We start from the raw sequence: 20,802 nt of genomic DNA, 5'->3' as shown, positions 1-20,802 counted from the left end.
TGGATGAACTTCCAGCGATGCGGAGGCTTTTGGTTTAGGAAGTTATTTGACGCGATCCACCGCACGCTCCATTTTACGTTGGACTGACTGCGGCCAGAACTGCAGCGGAGCTGCACTGCCACCAGCAGCCTGCAACGCGGCATAGACGTCGATCTGCCCGTACCCGTAATATTTGTCCCGACCTTTTTCACCAAGATCGATGACGTTCTTCCGGATAATGTCCATGACCTCGGTGTTCTTCAGGTCTGGATTCACCGATCGGATCAGAGCAGCGAGAGCTGCGACGTGCGGGCTCGCCATCGATGTCCCGGATAACGCGGCATACTGATTATCCGGATAGGTGCTGGCGATGCTTTCACCTGGGGCCATCACGTCGATGTAATCGCCGTAATTGGAGAAGGAAGCTTTCTGCATGTTATAGTCGGTTGCCGACACGGACAACACTTCAGGATAAGCGGCAGGGTACCCTGGACGTTCGGTATTATCGTTCCCTGTAGCCGCAATCAGCACCACATCCCGCTCATATGCGTACTTGATCGCTTCATGCAAAAACTGGGCATCGGCGTAGTTGCCAAGGCTCATATTAATCACTTTAGCGCCGTGGTCCGTCGCCCAAATGATGCCCTGGGCCACCGAATACGTTGTGCCTGAACCGGATTTGTCTAGCGCCTTCACCGGCAATATTTTGCCGCCCCACATCATGCCGGCGATCCCTTCGCCATTGTTCACATTGGCGGAAATGATGCCCGCCACATGCGTGCCATGCCCAACATCATCGGTAGGCTCCTTGTCCGGTTCGATCACGTTGTAGCCCTTCAGCAATCGGCCCTGCAGATCAGGGTGCGTCAGATCCACGCCGGTATCCACGACCCCTACGATCACGTCGTTGCTGCCCTTCGACAATTTCCAGCCGCGGTTCGTCTCGATAATCGGCAGATTCCATTGGTATTCGGAGAACAGCAAATCGTTTGGAATCTCGGGATTATCTTCGGTGCCAGCTACCTTATCGTCTTTGTAATAGTAGCTCTCCGGATCGTCCCAAATGCTGTCGCCGTTTTCATTGGTCAGATAGAGATAATGCGGCTCGATATACTTTGGCTGCCATTTATTTTGAAAATATTGCTTCAGCTGATTCATGCTCATCGTGTCCGAACGGAAGATGTAGGTGCTGTTCAGCTTCCGCGGCGGTTTGCCGGAGATGTCGGCCAAAATCTGCTTTATTTGCTCGTCTGTTGGCTTGCTGTGGAACATTACAACGATTTCGTTCTCGTAGTAATGGCTTGCTTTTTCGTTGTCATGCCCCGTCTTCACCGTAATGTCTTTCAGCGTGTCCGCATGCACCGATTCTACCTTGAATTTGCCTTCCTTCGGATAAGGAATCAAACGCAGGTTTTTATGCTGGTGATCCTGCACCCGCCCTAAGATTCCGATATCCATTACTGCGATAATCCCTTGCTTTTTGCCCTTCACCGGCTCTGCAGCAATGAAATATTTCGGCTGCTTCTCTGGGAAGGAAGGCGATTCATAACTGCTTGATTTGCTTAACGCTTTTTTCGCGTAACCCAAATAGGTGTTGAGCTGCTTACTTACAGCCGGATCCGGTTTAAAATCCTCCCGCCGAAACTGCCGGGTTTGCCCTTTTGTGGCATCGTACCAGAGGATCGCCTGAAAATGCTTATGATCCTTCTGCAATTTCTGCGCGGCATCTTGCAGCTTGTCACCTATGCTGCCGGGAGAGCTTGCCGCAAGCGAACGAAGATGCCCCCGAGCGTCCATCCGAGATAACCGTTCGGTTGCGGTCATATCCCGTTTCAGCATGCTTTGCTTTAATTTCTGCTCCTCCGCCGGCTTTGGCACGGTTAGCTGAGTTACGGATTTCCGTGGAGTTGTCTTGTCATTGTCCGCGGATGGGAGAAGAAGCGAAACCGCAGCTACCGCCGCAGCACCCGTTAACCCCAAAGCGGTCCATCTGCGCCAGTTCATCAGTTAACCTCCTTTAACATGTGTCCAATGTCCATAGCCATAGCGTGAGGTGATGTCTCTGATTTTATTCTTGAGGGATACCGTATTCTGTAAAATTGTGTTACGATAATTTCGATAATGACTATACCGATCATTACAGGTGAAGGAGAATTGTTCGCATGCCACAAGCCAATAACATCAGGCAGCTGTGTGAAACCACTCGAGAGAAATTAAAACAAGCGGTGGAGAAGCTTGAAACGTTCTTGAACCAACATTCTCTGCCGCAGCTTATGGAAGGCCAAGACGAAGACAGAGTATTGTTTTACCAAGGATTTTTGTCAGATCTGCGTCACCTGCTTGTGTTCAGTGAGGTTTGCTACGAGAAGCTGGGCGTTGCCCTCCGTCGCGGAACCTTTGACGACGAAGCTGCTGAGAAAGTGCTATACCATGTGTACCATGACTGCGTTAATAACTTCTTCTATCCTAAAAATGAAAGCTATTCCGAAGATGGCAGATACGCTTATACCGGGCAGGATGCCATTCGATTCCGTAAGAAGCCGGTTCGCGCGGCGCGCGACATCGTGCTGGATATCACGGGGATTTTTGAGGAATTGCGGGACGATCTAAATTATTATGAAAGCGATTATTTAACCCAATTACGATTAAACCGTTCCGCCAAATAAATGATGGATGAAATGAAACGACAAGATGCCGCGATCACGGCATCTTTTTATTTTTGGGAACGATTTGCTAATTGTGCGGCGCATAAGGGAATCAGGCCGGGGAGAAAATGATACGCGAGGTGATCAATATGCCAAATGGGGAAAAACCCATAGTTAAATGTAGCGTATCCAACTGCACCTATTGGGGAGAGAAAAACGTGTGCAATGCCGACGTCATTATGATCGATGTCGATCAGCATGCGAAGAGCCGTTATTCGGCAGAGTTCGCCGGCGAAACGTTTGATACGGAACACCGAGATACCGCTTCATCGTCCGCTTCCACTTGCTGCCATACGTTTAAACCTAAGTCCAAATCGTCGTAAGGAAAACACATTTCAAGGAGGTGCTTCAGATGACGGATACCAAAGCAGACAAACCGCACAAAAAATCGGCCGAAAAAAGCCGCACCGACTATCCGCGTAAAGTAAATCGTGAGCACCGTGAGGAGTATGCGGCCGAGGTCACGCCGGCGGGGACGTTCAGCGGTAACGTGGTCCGCAGTGAAAGATCCGAAGAACCTCACGATGCCTCCCGGACCGAACTTGCGGATAACGCCAATACGGCGGGACGTACCGTAGGTTACGTCGGCGTTGGTTTAGGGATCGCCTCGTTGTTCTTATGGTCGATTATTCTAGGTCCGCTGGCTGCGGTTATGGGCTTCTATGCCTACAGCCAAGGCAACAAAACATCCGGAGCTTGGGCGATCGGCCTAGGGCTCGTATCCACGTTAAGCTACTTTGTACTGATGCCGTTTACCCGCTAACAGTCGTCCGATGGGGCTGCTGGTGGCGATGGAATCATGACCGTCATATCAATCGGCTAACGTCATCTTTAGGGCGTTGGCCTTTTCTTTTCTGCAGCTTTTATCGAAAAAGGGTGGTATGAGTCGCGGATTGCGTGTAAAATATAGGCATTGAACTAGTTATTCCTCGATAAGGAGCTTATAACGCATGCAAATCGATCCGCGAACGGTGGAACAGCTGATTCAGCTTCAGTCTTTAAACCCATTAAACTTGCAACAATCGTCATCTGAGCGGGTAACCGGTGATACGGACGGCTCGTTGTTTGATATATTGCTTCAGGAGTTGATGTTGGCGGAACAGGGCGAGAAATCGTCACCTGAGACCGAATCCAATGCCGATACTCAATCTTTGTTAGCGTCGCTTCAAGGGTATCTGTATTCTGCTGGTATTGACTCTGGGGAATCGTTGGACGGAGTCTTCGCAGAGATGCTTCCCAATTACTTGACGGCCGCTGCGGCAGAGACGGTAGGGGATGTCCCGGGGCAGGAGGCGGAGGGTATAGCCAATTTGCAGTCTTTGATTGCCCAGGCTAGTGCGCGATATGGAGTGCCGGAAAGCCTGATCAAAGCGGTGATTGCGACGGAGTCGTCCTTTAATCCGCAGGCGGTATCGTCCGCCGGTGCCAAAGGTCTGATGCAGTTGATGGACGCTACGGCGAAAGGGCTGGGGGTCAGCGATCCGTTTGATCCGGCGCAGAATATCGACGGAGGCACCAAATATTTGTCTTATCAAATCCACCGTTACGGCGGGGATATCAAAACGGCTCTTGCGGCCTACAATGCCGGACCGGGCAGACTGCAGCGGCTGGGAATCAGCAACGATGAGCAACTGATGGAGAAGTTCCATTTGCTGCCGCAGGAGACGCAGGGCTATATTGCCAAGATTATGCGAGCGCAAGCGAAATACGAGGCTTAATTGGTTATAAAAATTGAGTAGTACATGATTCGAAAGATCAAAGGGAAAACGCTCCGATCGCGGTGATTTCGGGTATACGCGTTTTTCATTTGATCTTTTTTGAGATGAAGGTGAAAATAATGATCTATTTCGACCATGCGGCGACGACCCCGCCCTACGAGGACGTCACCAAGACTGTTGCAGAAGTTATGGCACGGCACTATGGGAACCCGTCTTCGTTACACCGGCTGGGCGAAGAGAGTGCGAAGCTGCTGGACAAAGCGAGAGAGGTAAGCGCCGCTGCTCTGGGAGTTCAGTCGCGGGAAATCGTGTTTACCGGCGGGGCGACAGAAAGCAACAATATGGCCATTAAAGGGGTCGCCCTTCAGTTTACTGAGCGGGGCAAGCATTTGATCACGACGGCAACGGAGCATCCCTCCGTGTTCGAGAGTGTCAAGCAGTTGGCCACTTGGGGCTGGGAGACGACCATTCTTCCGGTTGACGAGGATGGAGGCGTGACTGTCGAACAGGTGCGGGAAGCGTTGCGTCCAGACACCGTACTGGTGTCGGTCATGCATGTCAACAATGAAACCGGGACCGTACAGCCGGTGGGGGAAATCGGCCGGATGCTTAAAGCGGTTGCGCCTCGGGTGCTGTTCCATGTGGACGGCGTTCAGGGCTTTGGAAAGCTGCCCTTGTCCTTGGCTGACAGCGGAATTGATTTATACAGCCTGTCTGCGCACAAACTAAGAGGACCCAAAGGAGTTGGTCTGCTGTACGTCCGTGAGGGGCTCCGGCTTGCGCCGCTGCTGGCAGGCGGCGGACAGGAGGGGGGCTACCGTTCAGGTACGGAGAACATCCCTTATATCGTGGCTTTCGCCAAGGCGTTGCGTCTGGCGAAGGAAGGCCGCGAGACTCGGGCAGCCAAGCTGTATGGCTTACGTGAGCGTCTAATGCATGGGCTTGCAGAGCTGCCAGAGCTGACGATCAATTCCCCGGCGCAAGGAGCGCCGCACATCGTGCATTTTTCTTATCCGGGGATGAAAGCCGAAGCGTTGCTGCACATGCTGGAGGAAGAAGGATTTTTCGTATCCACCCGCTCGGCTTGTTCTTCCAAGCGAAGTGAACCGAGCCGCATCCTGCTGGCCATGGGCAAATCCAAGGAAGTGGCCTCGTCCGGCATTCGGATCAGTCTGGGCGAAGAACATGAAGAACGAGACATTGACGCCCTGCTCGCCGCGTTAAAGCAATGTGTTAAGCGGCTGCAGGTTTTACGATAGGAGAGAAATGTTAAAATGGAATATGATATGTTGCTGCTCCGTTTTGGAGAAATTACCCTCAAGGGGCGAAACCGCTCGCGCTTCGAGAAAGTGATCCACAACCATGTCAAAGCGCTGATGCATGACTTCCCCCGGGCGGAAGTCATCAAAGAATACGGAAGAATCTTTATTGCCATAAACGGAGAGCCGCTTGAACCGATGATCGCGGCGCTGAAGAACGTGTTTGGCGTCACTTCGATGTCTCCCATCAAGGTTGTACCGTCCCGTCTGGAGGATATCCTTCAGACCGCGGTCGATTTCATTAAGGAGCTGGGGCCAGCCCCGGGAACGAAGTTTAAAGTTACCGCCCGCCGGATATGGAAGCCGTTCCCCCACTCGTCGCAGGAAATGAACAAGCTGGTCAGCAACCCGATCCTGAACGCCTGCCCCGAGCTTCGGGTGGATGTCCATCATCCTGAACTGGAGCTGCGCGTAGAGATTCGGGAGCAGGGCACGTATCTGTTCTGCGAAGTGATACCGGGAGCGGGAGGGTTCCCGCTCGGTTCAAACGGCAAAGCCATGCTGCTGTTGTCCGGAGGGATCGACAGCCCTGTTGCCGGTTGGTCGGCGCTGCGACGCGGATTGGAAATCGAATGCGTTCATTTCCACAGCTATCCATTTACCAGTAAAAAAGCGGAGCAAAAGGTCATTGATTTAGCCAACGTGTTAGCTCAATATTCCGGCTTCATCAAGCTGCACCTTGTGCCGTTTACCGAAATTCAAACCAAGCTGGCACAGACTGGTCAGGATAACTTGATCATCACGATGATGCGAAGAGCGATGCTGCGCATTGCCACGAAGCTGGCGGAACGGAATGGCGCCTTGGCTCTAGTCACCGGAGACAGCTTGGGCCAGGTAGCCAGCCAAACGTTGTCCAGCATGAATGCGATCGGACGCGTAACCAATCTCCCGATCCTGCGGCCTTTGGTGATGACCGACAAGGTGGATATCATTGCGATGGCGCAGCAGATTGGCACGTACGACTTGTCGATTTTGCCTTATGAAGATTGTTGCACGTTATTTGTTCCGAAATCTCCAGCAACCAACCCGAATCTGAGGGTCCTGGAGAACGTTGAGCGTTCGTTGGAGAATTTGGATGAGATGATTGACAAAGCCGTAGAGGATACGGAAACGATCTTTATCCGCCCCGGGCGCAGCATCAAGCGACGGGATAACGCGGAGGACAACGTCGTTCAGGAAAGTTGGTTCTAACCCTAAAGAGAAAACCCGCCCGGGCCAAATTCAAATGGCCGCATGCGGGTTTTGCTTTTTTCTACCGGGTTGCCGGATGGGTCTGAGCTCCTTCGGTTTCTTTGCGCTGCTGGCGCTTCTTCATGTAACCCGCCAACAGCACGCCGGCGATCACAATGGCGATCAGCAGATAACGAAGAGACGGGTTCTCCTCGAAGAAATGCGCGAAATGGCGTTCCTCCGTAATCATATTGGCGGCTGTGTAGGCAAGTACTGCAGCGCCAAGATATGCGATCCAAGGGAACTTGTCCAACAGTTTAATAAACAAGGTACTACCCCAAACAACGATCGGGACGCTGATCAGCAGGCCGATCACCACCAGCACCATGTGCTGCTTGGACGCCCCCGCTACGGCGATGACATTGTCGAGTCCCATGGCGGCGTCGGCAATGATAATCGTACGGATCGCCGGCCATAGCTTATCCTTCGCTTCGATGTTGTCATGGCCGCCTTCATCCGCCAGCACCTTGTAGGCGATAAAGACCAGCATCAATCCGCCTACCGCCAGCAGCCAGGGGATTTGCAACAGCCATACGACGATCAGCGTTGCGGCGATCCTTAGTACCACGGCACCGATGGTACCGTATAAAATGGCTTTCTTCTGGACCGAGTGGGGCAGTTTTCTTGCCGCCATCCCGATGACGATTGCATTATCACCCGCCAAAATGAGATCGATAAAAATGATATTGATCAGGGCGAGAAAAAAAGCAGCGCTAAATAAGTCCACGTTATGTCACTTCCTCTATAGACGTATATACGTATTAAATCTCTAAAAGGATTCATTTGTCCAGAGTTGTTTTTTAAAGTGGCATAGCTTGGCTACATCCCTCATACAAGTTGTAGGGGGGAGGGATAAGCTTGGAACATTTGCTGCTGTTATCGGAAATATTAATCATCAATCTCGTACTCAGCGGCGATAACGCCGTTGTTATAGCTATGGCGAGCAAGAATTTGCCGCTTAAACAACGTAAGCGGGCGGTATGGTGGGGAGCGCTGGGAGCCGTACTGCTGCGCTGCGTCTTGACCTGGGTAGCCGTGTTACTGTTGAAAATCCCGTTTATTCATGCGGCAGGCGGCGTACTGCTGGCTGCTATTGCCGTAAAGCTGCTGCTGCCGCAGGAGGAACACTCCCGCGTGGCGGGCGCAAGCTCATTGTGGAAGGCGGTGCAGACGATTCTTGCCGCCGATTTTATTATGAGCTTGGATAATGTACTGGCGATCGCCGCGCTGGCAGAGGGCGATGTGTCGATTCTTGTGATCGGGATCGCCATCAGCATTCCGATCGTGGTCTGGGGCAGCAACCTGATCGCCGATTGGCTGCAGCGTCTGCCGCTCCTCGTTTATGCCGGTGCAGGCATCCTCGGATACACTGCCGGAGAAATGCTGCTGCAGGATCCGCAGCTTGGACCGGCGCTTGCGGCGGCCGCTCCCGCATTGGCACGAGTCGTACCGGCGGGAACCGCCGCGGTCGTTATTATGTTCGGCTGGCTGCGAAAATGTAACGCCGGGCGCGGTTAACCGCACTCAGCAGTTCCATCCACACCATCCGAAAAAAACATCAGGCCCCCGCCTTAGGCCGAGTGGTTTTTTGGGCAGAATTCATATAAACTGGAAGTGAAGGGGATGTCGTAATTTGCAACGTCTTGTCCCTCATTGTCTTCTGGAAGGTGTGTGATGGATATGTCCGACAACAACAAACTCATGACAGGCGTCTTGATCCTCGCTGCCGGAGTGATTATCCTGCTCGGTAAATTAGGGTTTTTCAGCTTTCTTGGAAGAGCGCTTTGGCCGCTGCTGCTGCTGATCCCTGGGATCTTGCTTCACGTATGGCATTTCTGGCGGAAAGGCCCTGCGGAACTGCTGCTTCCCGGAGCCATTCTGGTCGTATACAGCCTCGTATTTTTTACCGGGGTCATCGGCGGATGGCAAACATTGAAATACACCTGGCCGATCTTCTTCCTAGGCGTTGCCGTCGGTTTGTTTGAATATGGTTATTTCGCGCCTCAGCGCCAGAACGGAATATTCATCGCCGCCATGATATTGGGAGCGATATCACTCCTCTTGCTTGGCTGGACGTTGTTTGCTTCGACGATCGTTTATTTCTTAGCTATTGTTCTGATCGTTGCCGGGATTTGGTTGATCGCTGGCCGGGGCAACCGCCGGAGATCTTGGTGAGTCACAGGGATAGTTCTTGAAAATTTCAAGATTTCACGTATAATATAAGGGATATGTCAAGCGTCGGCATTTAAGTCGACGCTTTGTTTTGTGGTGGATGAGGCTGCACTTGGTCTTGTAAACTAATTCCTGTTCGAAGTGCAAATTGTATTTTATAAAACCATCTCAATAATCTATAGAGACGAAAGGATCTGGAGACAAACCTATGCATGATAGAAAACAAATTCGCAATATTGCGATTATTGCCCACGTTGACCACGGGAAAACGACGCTCGTCGACAAGCTGCTGCAGCAATCCGGGATTTTCCGGGAGAACGAAGCGGTGCAAGAGCGGGCCATGGACTCCAACGATTTGGAGCGGGAACGCGGGATTACCATTTTGGCGAAAAATACTGCCATTACGTACAAGGACTATTTGATTAATATCGTAGATACTCCGGGACACGCCGACTTCGGCGGGGAAGTGGAACGGATTATGAAAATGGTCGACGGCGTGCTGCTCGTAGTTGATGCTTACGAAGGTTGCATGCCGCAGACGAAATTCGTGCTTCGTAAAGCGCTGGAGCATCACCTGACGCCAATCGTCGTGGTGAACAAAATCGACCGCCCGGCTGCACGTCCGGCCGAAGTGATCGATGAGGTGCTGGATCTGTTTATCGAGTTGGAAGCCAGTGAGGATCAGCTGGACTTCCCGGTCGTTTACGCCTCCGCGTTAAACGGTACATCCAGCTTGGATCCAGAGAAGCAGGATGACAATATGCTGGCGCTTTACGAAACGATCATCGACCATATTCCGGCGCCTACGGAGAACGTTGACGAGCCGCTGCAATTCCTCGTGACGTTGATGGACTATAACGAATACTTGGGCCGGATCGCCATCGGCCGTGTGAACCGCGGCGTGATTCGCCAAGGTCAATCTGTGGCGGTGATGACGCGCGACGGCGGCAAGAAGACCGCTCGTATCGAGAAGCTGTTTGGCTTCCAGGGCCTGCGCCGCGTGGAAATCGAAGAAGCCGGAGCCGGGGACATCGTCGCTGTTGCCGGGATCAAGGACATCAATATCGGGGAAACGATCGCCGATCCAAATCACCCGGAAGCCTTGCCGGTCTTGAAGATCGATGAACCAACGCTGCAAATGACGTTCCTCGTTAATAACAGCCCGTTTGCAGGACGCGAAGGCAAATGGGTGACTTCCCGTAAACTGCGCGAGCGCCTGTTTAAAGAGCTGGAAACTGACGTTTCCTTGCGCGTGGATGAGACGGACAGCCCGGACGCATTTATCGTATCTGGCCGTGGTGAGCTTCACCTGGGCATTCTGATCGAGAACATGCGCCGTGAAGGGTACGAGCTGCAGGTATCTAAGCCTGAGGTCATCGTACGGGAAATCGACGGCGTGAAAATGGAACCGATCGAACGCCTGCTGATCGACGTGCCGGAAGAAAGCATGGGCGCAGTCATGGAAAGCTTGGGTTCCCGCAAAGCGGAAATGGTGAATATGGTTAACAACGGTAACGGCCAGGTTCGCTTGGAGTTCTTGATTCCAGCCCGCGGCCTGATCGGGTATCGGACGCATTTCCTTACGTTGACTCGCGGTTACGGCGTTATGAATCACGCGTTCGACAGCTATGGTCCATTCGTTGGCGGACAGGTTGGCGGACGTCATGAAGGCGTGCTTGTTTCCAGTGAAAACGGCGTTTCCACCCTCTACGGGATCTTGTCCATTGAGGATCGCGGGATTCTGTTCGTGGAACCGGGAACGGAAGTTTATGAAGGCATGATCGTCGGGGAGCATACCCGCGATAACGATATTGTGGTGAATATTTGTAAGGAAAAACAACTGACAAACGTGCGCTCCGCCACGAAGGACGAAACGGTGAAGATGAAGACGCCGCGGCTCTTCTCGTTGGAACAAGCGCTGGAATATTTGAATGACGACGAATATTGTGAAATTACGCCAAAATCGGTTCGCCTGCGTAAGAAGATTTTGAACAAGAGCGAACGGGAACGGGCAGAAAAACATCGCAAAATGGCGGAAGCCAACCTATAATTAGGAATAAGGTTGCCATTTGAAGGAGGGGTTCGTTATGCAGGCTTGGTTTGCCAGCCATCCGATCATTTCCTACGTGCTGATCTTCGTGCTGATCATTTATGTTTACAATAAAGTGTTCCGTGCACAGCAGAAGCTGCCGCTGTTTAAAGAGATTATTCTGTACCTCCTTATGGCGCTGGGCTCCTTCCTGCTGCTCATCTTCCAAATTGACAAGCTGCCGATCATTCAATGTTTGCTGGTGGCTGTCGTTTTGATGCTGATGGTGCGGATTCGTTATTTTGTCGAGGGTCGACGGAACAAGGAGAACAAGACGGGTTCGCCGTCAAGCGATAAATCGGCATAATTTGCCTCCGCTTTCTAACCGGTAACTTTTCCGAAGCTCGGTACGTCTTAATGAATGCGACAACATTTTTACAGAAATAAGGTGTTTAAGTTCATGAGTTCTAACCGCAGCGGCTTACCTCCACGGGGGCAAAGCCAAAGAGGATCGACAAAAGGTGCAAAAGCGGGCTCCACTCGAAAAAGAAAATCCGGCGGCCTGAAACGGTTCTTCAAAACCGTCCTGACGCTCCTCATCCTCGGGGTAATCGGGGTTGGCCTTTATGCAGGGTATTTATTCTATACCGCGGATCAGGTGATCGATGCAACGGGGACTCCAGACAAAGTAGCACCTGAGAAATCCGCCAAGGTGAAGCCGATTACGATGCTGTTGCTTGGGACGGATTACCGTCCGCAGACCGGCACCCATCTGAGTGACGTGATGATGGTCATCGCGATGAATCCCGATACCAAATCGGCAACGGTCGTCTCTCTTCCGCGCGATACCAAGCTGGAATTGGACGGATATAAGACGAACAAGCTCAACGCGTACTATCCGAACTTCCTGGCGGCTGAGAAGAAAACAGGGATTCCCGCCACACAGGAAATGAAAACGATGATGGGCAAGTTTTTTGGTATCAATATCGATTATGTGACGGTGCTGAATTTCCAAGGGTTCCGCGATGTGGTGGATGCGCTGGGCGGCGTTGACGTCAATGTGGATGCCGACATGTGTTACCGCGATACGGCGGACGGTACGAACATCAACCTGAAGAAAGGCGAGCAGCACCTGAACGGGGAAGATGCGTTAGGCTACGTGCGCTACCGCAAATCGAACTGCAAGCCGCAGACGAAGGGTTCGGATGATTTCGACCGTAACCGCCGGCAGAATGAAGTGCTGCACGCCCTGATCGACCAAGCGAAGTCGCTGAACGGTGTCATGGGGGCCGGCAAAGTGATCGAATCCGTCGGAAAGAATATGGAGACCGACCTGGAATCGCAGCAAATGAAAAATATCATTCAAGCGTATTGGAACATTTCTAAGGAGAATGTGGCATTCGTGCCAGTGACCGGGGATTGGAAGAGCCCGTACGTCTACTTGCACCAGGATGAACTGGAAGCGGCCAAGCAGGCGCTGAAGGATCAGCTCGCCGGGAAGGCAAGTTCCGCGCAGGCAAATAGCGGGGAGACGGACGACGGACAGGTGAACTGACGATTGAATGCAAGTTTTGCCGCATGCTATAATACAATTGACTTAAGGATAGCTGAAGCGTATTGAGCAGAAATCCGATGTAACACTGTACAGGAGGGCTGGTCTAATGTCCGAAGTCGTAACTCAATTATCTGATTCACTTTATTCCCTTCTCCAGTCCGAAACGTATGTACTGTTGAACACGGTGGATCAGGAATCCGGCGGCCCTACGTCCAGCGCCATTTCTTGGGTGTATGCCGTGGATCCTTCGAAGCTGCGGCTGGCGCTGGATCATCGCTCCAGACTGGTCGGTAATTTGAAGGCCAATCCGCGGGCGACGGTCACAGTGTTTGGCCAGGATACGATTTACGCCATCAATGGCCGAGCTACCGTTGTACAGGATCCATTGGACGGGGTGCCGTTTAATATGTGCTGCTTCGACATCGAGATCGATGCGGTGCGAAACGCGCTGTTTTATGGCGCGCAGCTGGTGTCACCGCCGGAATATGCCAAAGTTTATGACCAGCGTGCTGCGGACATGCTGGATCGTCAAGTGTTTGAAGCCATGAAGAAAGCCTAGCGAGTTGATCGCTAGGCTTTTTTTCCTTCTTGGGACAAACTTAACGCAGATTTTGCCGCGTTGCTCCGCCGTCAGGGGCGATTTGCATTTGCTTCGGATTGCCTTCCGGCGGCCGGGTATCGTTCGGAATCTGAGGGACGATCCGTCCGATAATGTCAGCCAGCTCGGTGGCGAAGCCGGAAACCGGCCGACCTTCGCGGATTTTCTTGCCGATCTCGGCAAGTCGTTGATTTAAGTCGATATCCGCGGTGACGATGGCGCCGGCTCCGTGCGGATCTTTTCGAAGCGCTTCAGCTACCGTATATTTAATGCTCCCTACCCTTGCACGTTCGAGGCGGCTATCCACATCGATACCAACGATGGCGGTTTTGCCCATAATGACACAATGCGCGCCTTTCACGCCAGGGACTTTTTTCACCAGTTCTTCCAAATAAACTTGTCTGTCACGGTCTGACATGACCTCTTTGTCGTTGGCGTTGGTGGCATAAGGATTCACGCTTTGTGCCTGGGGCGCATTCCCTGTTTGATGATTTGGAGAGGGTGATGCCTTTTCAGAACGAGTTCCGCAACTTGTAAGCAGGGTAGCCGTCAGTAACAAACACAGCCATAATCGCATGTTCAATCCGTCCTTTCGGAATTGATCTCTCGATACCGGTTCTAATATCGGTTATAGAGTTCCCGGGACGCCAAAAAATATGTATGCTCATAAGGCTGCAATGACCGCGGTGGAGGGGATAATGATGAAGAAGATCTTTGTATTGGATACGAATGTATTATTGCATGATCCGGGTGCCGTATTTGCCTTTGACGAACATGATGTGGTCATTCCGGCTGTCGTGCTGGAGGAAATCGACAGCAAAAAGCGCAATGCCGACGAGATCGGCCGGAATGCGCGGGGCGTCTCTCGCTTGCTGGATGGCTTGCGGTCAACGGGCCATTTGCATGATGGCGTACCGCTGGAGGGCGGCGGGCGAATTAAGGTCGAGTTAAATCACCGCAGCTTCGTCAAGGTTCAGGAAAAGTTCGGGGAAGTCACCAACGACAACCGGATTCTCGCGGTAGCCCTGAACTATCACCTGGAGCAGGCGGAGATGGAAACGCCGCGGCCGGTCATTCTGGTCAGCAAGGATGTGCTGGTCCGAATCAAAGCCGACGTTCTGGGACTCCATGCCGAAGATTATTTGTCGGACCGGACCGTAGGCCCCAGCGACCTATACGGAGGTTATTCAACCATCAAGGTTCATCCGTCGGTGATTGATGAATTTTATACGTATCGCTTTTTGCCAATTAAACCGCTTGGGGCTAATTATTCCCTTTACCCGCATGAGTTTGTGATATTAAAAGATGAGATGGGGACTGGCAAATCCGCTTTGCTGAAAGTGAACGAAGATGCCACCCGCTTGGAGCCGCTGTATCTTAGTAATGAGCCGGTCTGGGGGATTAGCGCTCGAAACGCCCAGCAGCGCATGGCATTGGAGCTCTTGCTTAACGATGATATTCCGCTCGTTACGATCACCGGTAAAGCCGGCACCGGTAAGACGTTGCTTGCGTTAGCCGCCGGTCTGCTGAAGGTCGAGGATGAGCACAAATACAAAAAGCTGCTGATTGCCCGGCCCGTTGTCCCGATGGGGAAGGATATCGGATACCTGCCCGGGGAAAAAGAAGAAAAGCTGCGGCCTTGGATGCAGCCGATCTATGATAACCTGGAGTACCTGTTTGATACGAAGAAATCCGGCGACATCGAGAAAATCTTGATGGGGCTTGGCAGCATTCAGGTGGAGGCCCTTACGTACATTCGCGGCCGCTCGATCCCCGGGCAGTTCATCATCGTGGACGAGGCGCAAAACCTGTCGCGCCATGAGGTGAAGACGATCGTGTCGCGCGTCGGGGAAGGCAGCAAGATCGTGCTGGTTGGCGATCCGGAGCAGATCGACCATCCGTATCTGGACGCTTCCAGCAACGGATTAACCATTTTGGTCGAACGCTTCCGCGACCAGGGCATCAGCGGGCATATCACCCTGGAGAAGGGCGAACGCTCCAAGCTGGCTCAGCTGGCGGCGGATTTGTTGTAGAAGGGCGAGCTCGGACTGGACTTGGCCTTGGCCAACTGTGGCGGATACAGTGATAGCCAGGTCAACGGAAGCAAGTAACGACCACGGCCCGCTCTTGTCCGCCAGTTGTCCCTGATGAGGTAGAAGGAGGAGAACCGGCTCCCAAATGCGGACGTAAACTTCCTCCGGCTCGTTACTTGCCTTCCTGGAACAGGAAGTTGCTGACCGAGAGCATACCGCTCGTCCGTCGCGAGGAAAATAATAGTAAAAGCCCGGCGAATCGGTTTATCTTAATTCGCCGGGCTTTTTTGCTCGTTTGCACGCTTTTGCTCGAAGGGGGAAACCTGCAAAAGTGCAGTTTTTTTCGGCTAAATCCCGATTTCTCGGCCAAAGCCTGCAAAAGTACAGTTATTTTTCACGATTTCGGACAAATGGGGCAATTCGGCGCAAAAAGCCTGCACTTTTGCAGGCATTTTGCACAAAGCGGCGATTTCACCTCAAAAAACTGCATTTTTGCAGGAATCGCATACATTACAGGAGAGTTAAAGTCCAAGCACCCCACCGCCATACACATATACATTTTTTTACGGGACAATTCATCCGGCGATTTGCTACAATACGGAGTATCAGAAGGTTATTGACGTGACGTGCGCTCCTAAATTGTGGAGAGGAAGGACAGGCGTGAAGCGAAAAAATCATTGGGTGCTTTTTGCAATCCTCCTGCTCGCTTTAATTAATCTGTCGCCTAGCGAAGAAATGACGCTAGTTCGCCAAGAAGACGGCGGGGAGGCTCAGCCGGTTACACCGCCTGAAGCGCAAACCAAGGAGGAGACCGGCCACATTCACGTGGCCGTGCAGATGAATGAGACTGACTTCCGTCGCCTGGAGGAGATGAACCGGCAGTTTACGGTGAGCCATCCGGTGGAGGTTGATCTGGTGAATGTGCCGTTAGAGGAGAGTTATGCTGCGTACCAGCGCCAGCTGATGAAGCTCGGGGAATCGCCGGACGTCCTGCTCTTGGACAATGTCTGGATTCGCCGTTTTGCAGCGGACGGTTATCTGCTGCCCACGGAGGGCTATTTCTCTGGTTCCTTGTCAGGCGAAGTGTTAAGCGCTTCCTTAATTCCAAACGAGTGGAACGGTTACGTCTGGGGAGTTCCGCTGGATGTGGATCCCTATGTGCTGGTTTATCATGAGGACAAACTGAAGCAGCTTGGACTGGAACGCCCGCCGGCTACAGCGGACGATTGGAACGTCTTAGTCTCCACCTTCAAAAAACAACATTCCCAGCCCTACCTGTTAGGATTGGATTACCGTGATCCCTATGCGGCAGCGACTTTGCTGTGGCAAGTCGGCGGAGGCTGGAAGCCGGCCGGTTCCGGGCAATTCTATACAGTGGAGGGCAATATGACGTACGCCCTGCAACAGCTGGAATCGTTGCGCCCCGCGCTCTTGGATTCGGGCTTGGCCCGATCGGATTCGTGGAGCAAGCTGAGTGACGGCGAACTGGCGATGATGATCACCACGGCGACGGAAGCCGAGAAGCATCGTCATCCCCGCTCGAAAATCTGGATGCCGGAGTTCCAGCCGAATCTAGCGTCAACCTGGATCCTAGGCCGAAGTTATGCCGTTTCTTCGCAAACGGATCATCCCGATGCGGCCGGATTGTGGATTTCAGAAATGACCTCCCTTTATAATCAAGCGCGTTGGTATGAAACAACCGGGCATCTTCCTGTTCTCAAAACCGTTTATTACGAAGCCGTCCGAAATCAGCTCCCCACTTGGATCCCCGCCACGCTGGCTGCCGGATCCGGAATTGTGCTGCCGGCGAGTCCGTCGCTGCCGGAACAGCTCGAGCGCTTCGCGCCGCTCACCTCCGATTATTTAAGCGGAGCGATCACTGGCAAGCAATATCGCGGACGGTTGGCTGAGCTTAGTCGGTAAAGCATCACCAGCGCTTACAACGCCAACTTCAATTTCACCGTTAACGTCCCCTCGGAGATCACCGCCTCAGTGGCTTCCACGAAGGGGACAATTTTTTTCGGATAAAAGCCAAGGTCGAAATCCCGCTCCAGCTCGGCCCGCGTCGTATCCGGGAGGGCCAACCCATTAAACAGCAGGCGGTCCACATGGAAAACAATCGCGTTCTCCGGCTCCTGCTCCACCGTATAATGACCCTCGACTTCGAGCTCCAAGCCTTCCCGGCTGCCGCGCGCGATGATCTTGTCCGTTTTGAATTGAAAGCTCATATCCTTGAGCAACTCGCTCTTGCCATAGAGGAACGCATTCAGATCATCCTCGTGGATTTCCAAACGGTATCCCCCTTTTTCAGCGATCAAACTGCTCTCGTTCTGCTTCAAAAAGTCGGAGAATTGCGACATGGCGGAGCTGAGTGCCTGAAAATATCTGCGGAGCTCATACAGCCCAACGCTCTCCCAATAGGCGGTCAACTCTTGAATTAACGCCTTGAGCTTCTCGGGATCGGCACTGAGGCCAAGGGATTCGTCGACGCTTTGCCGAAGCGCGGCAACCCGGGTGCGCTGGAGCTGCAGCTCCTCTTTCATGCGGTCGAGTTCGGTGGACGTGGCTTCCAGCTTCTGCTTGGTCTTCGTCAGTTCAGCATATTCCGACTTGTATTGGTTTAATATGGTACGATCCCGATCCATAATGAGTTGATAATAATCCAATACGGTAAAAAAATCTTTGAGGCTGTTCACGCTTAGCAATGCGTACAGCAGATTTTCCCGTTCCCCCATATAATACGCGCGTAGTCTTAAGCCAGCTTGTTCGCGGCTGATACGGATTTGTTCGTTTTTTTCGGTTAATTGCTCTTGCAGCTCGCGAAGGTCCATTTCCGTCTCTTGCTGGCGGGATTCGATCCGCTCGATTTCCCGGTCGATTTCCTGAATGGACAAGCTTTGTTCCAGGATCTGTTGTTCTTCGGCAGTCAGCGGAGCAGCGGCGGCCGACAAACGGGCAAACTGAAGAGCCGCCAGCAACAGCAATAGACAGAGCGATATGATGCGTATCTTCAACAACGATCCTCTCCCATCTGTAGTTGTCCTATATATATGATAACAGGCCCGGAAATAGCAGAACTCACGAAAAAAGGCGTTCCAGCACATAGCCGAAACGCCTTTTTGGAACATTTATGAGATTTGGGATTAGAGGGGTAAACCCATTTTGAAGACCGTCCAGTAGCTGAAACCGGTAAATGCGACGATCATATATCCCCAGAACAGCAGGATATAGGTTCTCTCGGTAAGCTTCAGATAGCCGAAAAGGACGAAAAAGGCGGTTTGCAAGAAGAACAGCAAAGCCATTTCCGTCAGATCGCCCGCAAAGGCCATAAGCCCAATAGCCAATGTGAAGAAGCCAAGGACGCGGAACATGCGTGCCACGAGGTAATCCCCCTTTCTTATGTATCAACGAGCTTCCATTCCTTTCCCCATTATACCCGTTAGGCTGAAAAGTGTAAACGAAAAGTCATGATTTAGCCAAATTACGCAGGTGTTGTTGTGACAAACCTAACAGTAGTGTTGGCGGCGCCTGCTCTTGTTATTCATTTCGTGAAACGTCATGTATGGAGGAGCTGGATTTTGGAAATACATTTTAGTATCAAATAGATTCTATGAACTCTATGAGAGGCATAGAAATGGAGTAAGAAGCATTTTACCCTTACGCCTGCCGGAGACCGCCGGTTGGATGACGGTTAGATTAGGATGTCGTTAGGAGGTTTTTATAGCATGACAGCTGTGAGACAAGATGCATGGAGCCCAGAAGATGATTTGATTCTGGCCGAGGTTACCCTTCGGCATATACGGGAGGGCAGCACCCAATTAAACGCTTTCGAAGAGGTCGGAGAACGGATAGGCAGAACGGCGGCGGCCTGCGGTTTCCGATGGAACAGCTGCGTTCGCAAGAAGTACGAAGCGGCCATCAGCATCGCGAAAGCACAAAGACAGAAGCGTAATTATATGAAAAAGCAAAACTCGCTAACGGCCGGTTCCGGCATGGCCTCGCTTACTTCCGTCGATGTGGACGACAACGGTTATCGCGGAGATGGGGTGTCGGAGGAGACGATTTCCATCGATGCGGTGATCCGCTTTTTGCGCGGGTGGAAAAACACGATTCAGGAAACCAATCGTCAAATGAAAGCGTTGGAGAAGGAGCTTAGAGAGAAAGAAGAGGAGATTGCTAAGCTTCGCGAGGAAAACGAGAAGTTGTCGGCACAGGTCAATGAGGTACAGACCGATTACCGGGTCGTGAACGACGATTATAAGGCGTTGATTCAGATCATGGACCGGGCTAGACGGTTAGCTTTTTTAAACGAAGAAGACGAGGAAAACAAATCCAGATTCAAGATGGACGCGAACGGAAATTTAGAACGGATCGAATAACAGAAACCTATCGCAAAATCTCGCCAAAATGGCGGGATTTTTGTGTTGTTAGGGGGGAGTTTGGTATAAAGGGATTAGAAGAAAGGAAAGGTCGTGAAGCTTCATGAAGGTTGACATCATCGGCGCCGGTGCATTGGGGCTGTTGTTTGGCGGTAAGCTGGCGGCGTTCGGCGTGCCGGTGCGTTTTTGGACAAGAACCCCTGAGCAGGCCGCAAAGCTAAAGAAAGAAGGGATTCGGCTTGCCGAAGCCGACGGGACCGCAACCGTTGTGGATGGCCAGCGGCTCGAAGCTTATCCCGTGGGAGAAGGCAGTAGGGACAGAGCGAGCGATACGGCCGAATGGCTGTTGTTAACCACGAAACAACGCCATATCGATGCTAATCTGCTGACTTTTCTCAGTCGGTTTGTGGGTCCGAAGACGAAGGTCGTATGCTTTCAAAATGGCATAGGGCACCTAGAGCTGATCGGCAATGCGCTGCCAGGGGTTCCGCTTTATGCGGCAATTACGACGGAAGGCGCAAAACGGCTGAACGAATCCAGCGTGAACCGTGCAGGTCAGGGGATAACGCAAATTGGCGCGAACGGCGGTATGGCCGATCTGGAGTCTCCAGCAGAAAGTTTCGTGAAAATGCTGGAGAAGGCAGGATTTACAGCCCTTTTGTCGAAAGACATCGGGAGAGAAATCTACAGGAAGCTGCTAATCAATGCGGCGATCAACCCCTTAACGGCTTTGTGGCGGCTGAATAACGGCCAACTGCTGGAGAACGACGAACGAATTCGCCTGCTCCGGCAACTTTGCGATGAAGGATTACGCGTTTATGAGGCTTACGGAATCCCTTACAATGCCGACATGTTTGATCAAATCGCTGCGGTTTGCCGGTCGACCTCAACGAATATCTCTTCCATGCTAAAGGACGTGCAGCAGGGCATGCCAACGGAGATTGATCATATTAATGGGAAATTGGTCGAGATGGCGCGCAGCAAAGGAATCGCGGTTCCCGGACACGAGATGGTTTGGCGGTTGGTCCGAGCATTATAATCTGACATGGATATAAAAATATAGTTACTTACTTTTATGAATTGAT

General features: G+C 52.1%; 22 protein-coding genes. 17 read left to right on the top strand and 5 right to left on the bottom strand.

Going from position 1 to position 20,802, the window contains the following annotated elements:
* Positions 1 to 42: 42 nt before the first annotated feature.
* A complete protein-coding gene (locus M3G15_RS06805; RefSeq protein WP_260070459.1) occupies positions 43 to 1,983 on the bottom strand; it encodes a S8 family peptidase in 1,941 nt (646 codons plus the stop codon).
* 158 nt (positions 1,984 to 2,141) lie between these two features.
* Between M3G15_RS06805 and M3G15_RS06800 the strand changes: the two genes are divergently transcribed.
* The 6 genes from M3G15_RS06800 (at position 2,142) to thiI (ending at position 6,912) form a co-directional block, all read left to right on the top strand.
* Entirely contained in the window at positions 2,142 to 2,645 is a 504-nt protein-coding gene (locus M3G15_RS06800) for a YpuI family protein (protein WP_009225564.1), read from the top strand.
* Between the two features lie 107 nt (positions 2,646 to 2,752).
* On the top strand, positions 2,753 to 3,007 hold the full coding sequence (locus M3G15_RS21645; protein ID WP_397376595.1) for a DUF1540 domain-containing protein: 255 nt from the start codon (positions 2,753 to 2,755) through the stop codon (positions 3,005 to 3,007).
* Positions 3,008 to 3,036: 29 nt separating this feature from the next.
* On the top strand, positions 3,037 to 3,447 hold the full coding sequence (locus M3G15_RS06790; protein ID WP_260070458.1) for a hypothetical protein: 411 nt from the start codon (positions 3,037 to 3,039) through the stop codon (positions 3,445 to 3,447).
* Between the two features lie 187 nt (positions 3,448 to 3,634).
* On the top strand, positions 3,635 to 4,402 hold the full coding sequence (locus M3G15_RS06785; protein ID WP_260070457.1) for a lytic transglycosylase domain-containing protein: 768 nt from the start codon (positions 3,635 to 3,637) through the stop codon (positions 4,400 to 4,402).
* Between the two features lie 119 nt (positions 4,403 to 4,521).
* Positions 4,522 to 5,661: a cysteine desulfurase family protein gene (locus M3G15_RS06780; RefSeq protein WP_036645596.1), complete on the top strand. Its 1,140-nt coding sequence runs from the start codon at positions 4,522 to 4,524 to the stop codon at positions 5,659 to 5,661.
* A gap of 15 nt (positions 5,662 to 5,676) precedes the next feature.
* Entirely contained in the window at positions 5,677 to 6,912 is a 1,236-nt protein-coding gene (gene thiI, locus M3G15_RS06775; protein WP_260070456.1) for a tRNA uracil 4-sulfurtransferase ThiI, read from the top strand.
* A 61-nt stretch (positions 6,913 to 6,973) separates the two neighbouring features.
* On the opposite strand, the gene M3G15_RS06770 is transcribed toward thiI, so the two are convergent.
* Positions 6,974 to 7,678, bottom strand: coding sequence for a TerC family protein (locus M3G15_RS06770; protein ID WP_009225570.1), 705 nt, complete (start codon positions 7,676 to 7,678; stop codon positions 6,974 to 6,976).
* Positions 7,679 to 7,809: 131 nt separating this feature from the next.
* On the opposite strand from M3G15_RS06770, the gene M3G15_RS06765 reads away from it, so the two are divergent.
* The 6 genes from M3G15_RS06765 (at position 7,810) to M3G15_RS06740 (ending at position 13,266) form a co-directional block, all read left to right on the top strand.
* The gene (locus M3G15_RS06765; RefSeq protein ID WP_009225571.1) at positions 7,810 to 8,469 is read left to right on the top strand and encodes a TerC family protein; all 660 of its coding nucleotides are present in this window, start codon (positions 7,810 to 7,812) and stop codon (positions 8,467 to 8,469) included.
* Positions 8,470 to 8,625: 156 nt separating this feature from the next.
* Positions 8,626 to 9,126 carry a hypothetical protein gene (locus tag M3G15_RS06760; RefSeq protein ID WP_009225572.1) on the top strand — a complete coding sequence of 167 codons (501 nt, stop codon included), beginning with the start codon at positions 8,626 to 8,628 and terminating at the stop codon, positions 9,124 to 9,126.
* A 205-nt stretch (positions 9,127 to 9,331) separates the two neighbouring features.
* Positions 9,332 to 11,173: a translational GTPase TypA gene (gene typA, locus M3G15_RS06755; RefSeq protein ID WP_009225573.1), complete on the top strand. Its 1,842-nt coding sequence runs from the start codon at positions 9,332 to 9,334 to the stop codon at positions 11,171 to 11,173.
* 37 nt (positions 11,174 to 11,210) lie between these two features.
* The gene (locus M3G15_RS06750; protein WP_009225574.1) at positions 11,211 to 11,519 is read left to right on the top strand and encodes a YlaH-like family protein; all 309 of its coding nucleotides are present in this window, start codon (positions 11,211 to 11,213) and stop codon (positions 11,517 to 11,519) included.
* 93 nt (positions 11,520 to 11,612) lie between these two features.
* Positions 11,613 to 12,707: an LCP family protein gene (locus M3G15_RS06745; RefSeq protein ID WP_036645599.1), complete on the top strand. Its 1,095-nt coding sequence runs from the start codon at positions 11,613 to 11,615 to the stop codon at positions 12,705 to 12,707.
* A gap of 106 nt (positions 12,708 to 12,813) precedes the next feature.
* Positions 12,814 to 13,266 (top strand): pyridoxamine 5'-phosphate oxidase family protein, encoded by a 453-nt coding sequence (locus M3G15_RS06740; RefSeq protein ID WP_009225576.1) that lies wholly within the window; start codon positions 12,814 to 12,816, stop codon positions 13,264 to 13,266.
* Between the two features lie 40 nt (positions 13,267 to 13,306).
* On the opposite strand, the gene M3G15_RS06735 is transcribed toward M3G15_RS06740, so the two are convergent.
* The gene (locus tag M3G15_RS06735; protein ID WP_036645601.1) at positions 13,307 to 13,882 is read right to left on the bottom strand and encodes a YhcN/YlaJ family sporulation lipoprotein; all 576 of its coding nucleotides are present in this window, start codon (positions 13,880 to 13,882) and stop codon (positions 13,307 to 13,309) included.
* A gap of 124 nt (positions 13,883 to 14,006) precedes the next feature.
* Between M3G15_RS06735 and M3G15_RS06730 the strand changes: the two genes are divergently transcribed.
* The 3 genes from M3G15_RS06730 (at position 14,007) to M3G15_RS06720 (ending at position 17,261) form a co-directional block, all read left to right on the top strand.
* Positions 14,007 to 15,338, top strand: coding sequence for a PhoH family protein (locus M3G15_RS06730; RefSeq protein ID WP_036645603.1), 1,332 nt, complete (start codon positions 14,007 to 14,009; stop codon positions 15,336 to 15,338).
* A gap of 197 nt (positions 15,339 to 15,535) precedes the next feature.
* A complete protein-coding gene (locus tag M3G15_RS06725; RefSeq protein WP_260070455.1) occupies positions 15,536 to 15,958 on the top strand; it encodes a hypothetical protein in 423 nt (140 codons plus the stop codon).
* Positions 15,959 to 15,998: 40 nt separating this feature from the next.
* Positions 15,999 to 17,261, top strand: a complete 1,263-nt coding sequence (locus M3G15_RS06720; protein ID WP_260070454.1) for a sugar ABC transporter substrate-binding protein — start codon at positions 15,999 to 16,001, stop codon at positions 17,259 to 17,261.
* A 14-nt stretch (positions 17,262 to 17,275) separates the two neighbouring features.
* Here M3G15_RS06720 and M3G15_RS06715 read toward each other — a convergent pair whose 3' ends face one another.
* Together M3G15_RS06715 and M3G15_RS06710 are read right to left on the bottom strand one after the other, a co-directional pair.
* A complete protein-coding gene (locus M3G15_RS06715) occupies positions 17,276 to 18,352 on the bottom strand; it encodes a coiled-coil domain-containing protein (protein ID WP_260070453.1) in 1,077 nt (358 codons plus the stop codon).
* Positions 18,353 to 18,481: 129 nt separating this feature from the next.
* On the bottom strand, positions 18,482 to 18,718 hold the full coding sequence (locus M3G15_RS06710) for a DUF2626 domain-containing protein (RefSeq protein ID WP_009225581.1): 237 nt from the start codon (positions 18,716 to 18,718) through the stop codon (positions 18,482 to 18,484).
* Between the two features lie 345 nt (positions 18,719 to 19,063).
* Here M3G15_RS06710 and M3G15_RS06705 point away from each other — a divergent pair, with 345 nt between their 5' ends.
* Positions 19,064 to 19,717, top strand: coding sequence for an RsfA family transcriptional regulator (locus tag M3G15_RS06705; protein ID WP_260070452.1), 654 nt, complete (start codon positions 19,064 to 19,066; stop codon positions 19,715 to 19,717).
* Positions 19,718 to 19,820: 103 nt separating this feature from the next.
* Complete coding sequence (locus M3G15_RS06700) at positions 19,821 to 20,756, top strand: ketopantoate reductase family protein (RefSeq protein WP_260070451.1); 936 nt, start codon at positions 19,821 to 19,823, stop codon at positions 20,754 to 20,756.
* Positions 20,757 to 20,802: the final 46 nt, after the last annotated feature.

Source organism: Paenibacillus sp. p3-SID1389, from assembly GCF_025151705.1.
GTDB classification, from domain to species: Bacteria; Bacillota; Bacilli; order Paenibacillales; family Paenibacillaceae; genus Fontibacillus; species Fontibacillus phoenicis.
The sequence above is the reverse complement of the archived record's forward strand: the minus strand, read 5'-3'. Positions and strand labels throughout refer to the sequence as shown.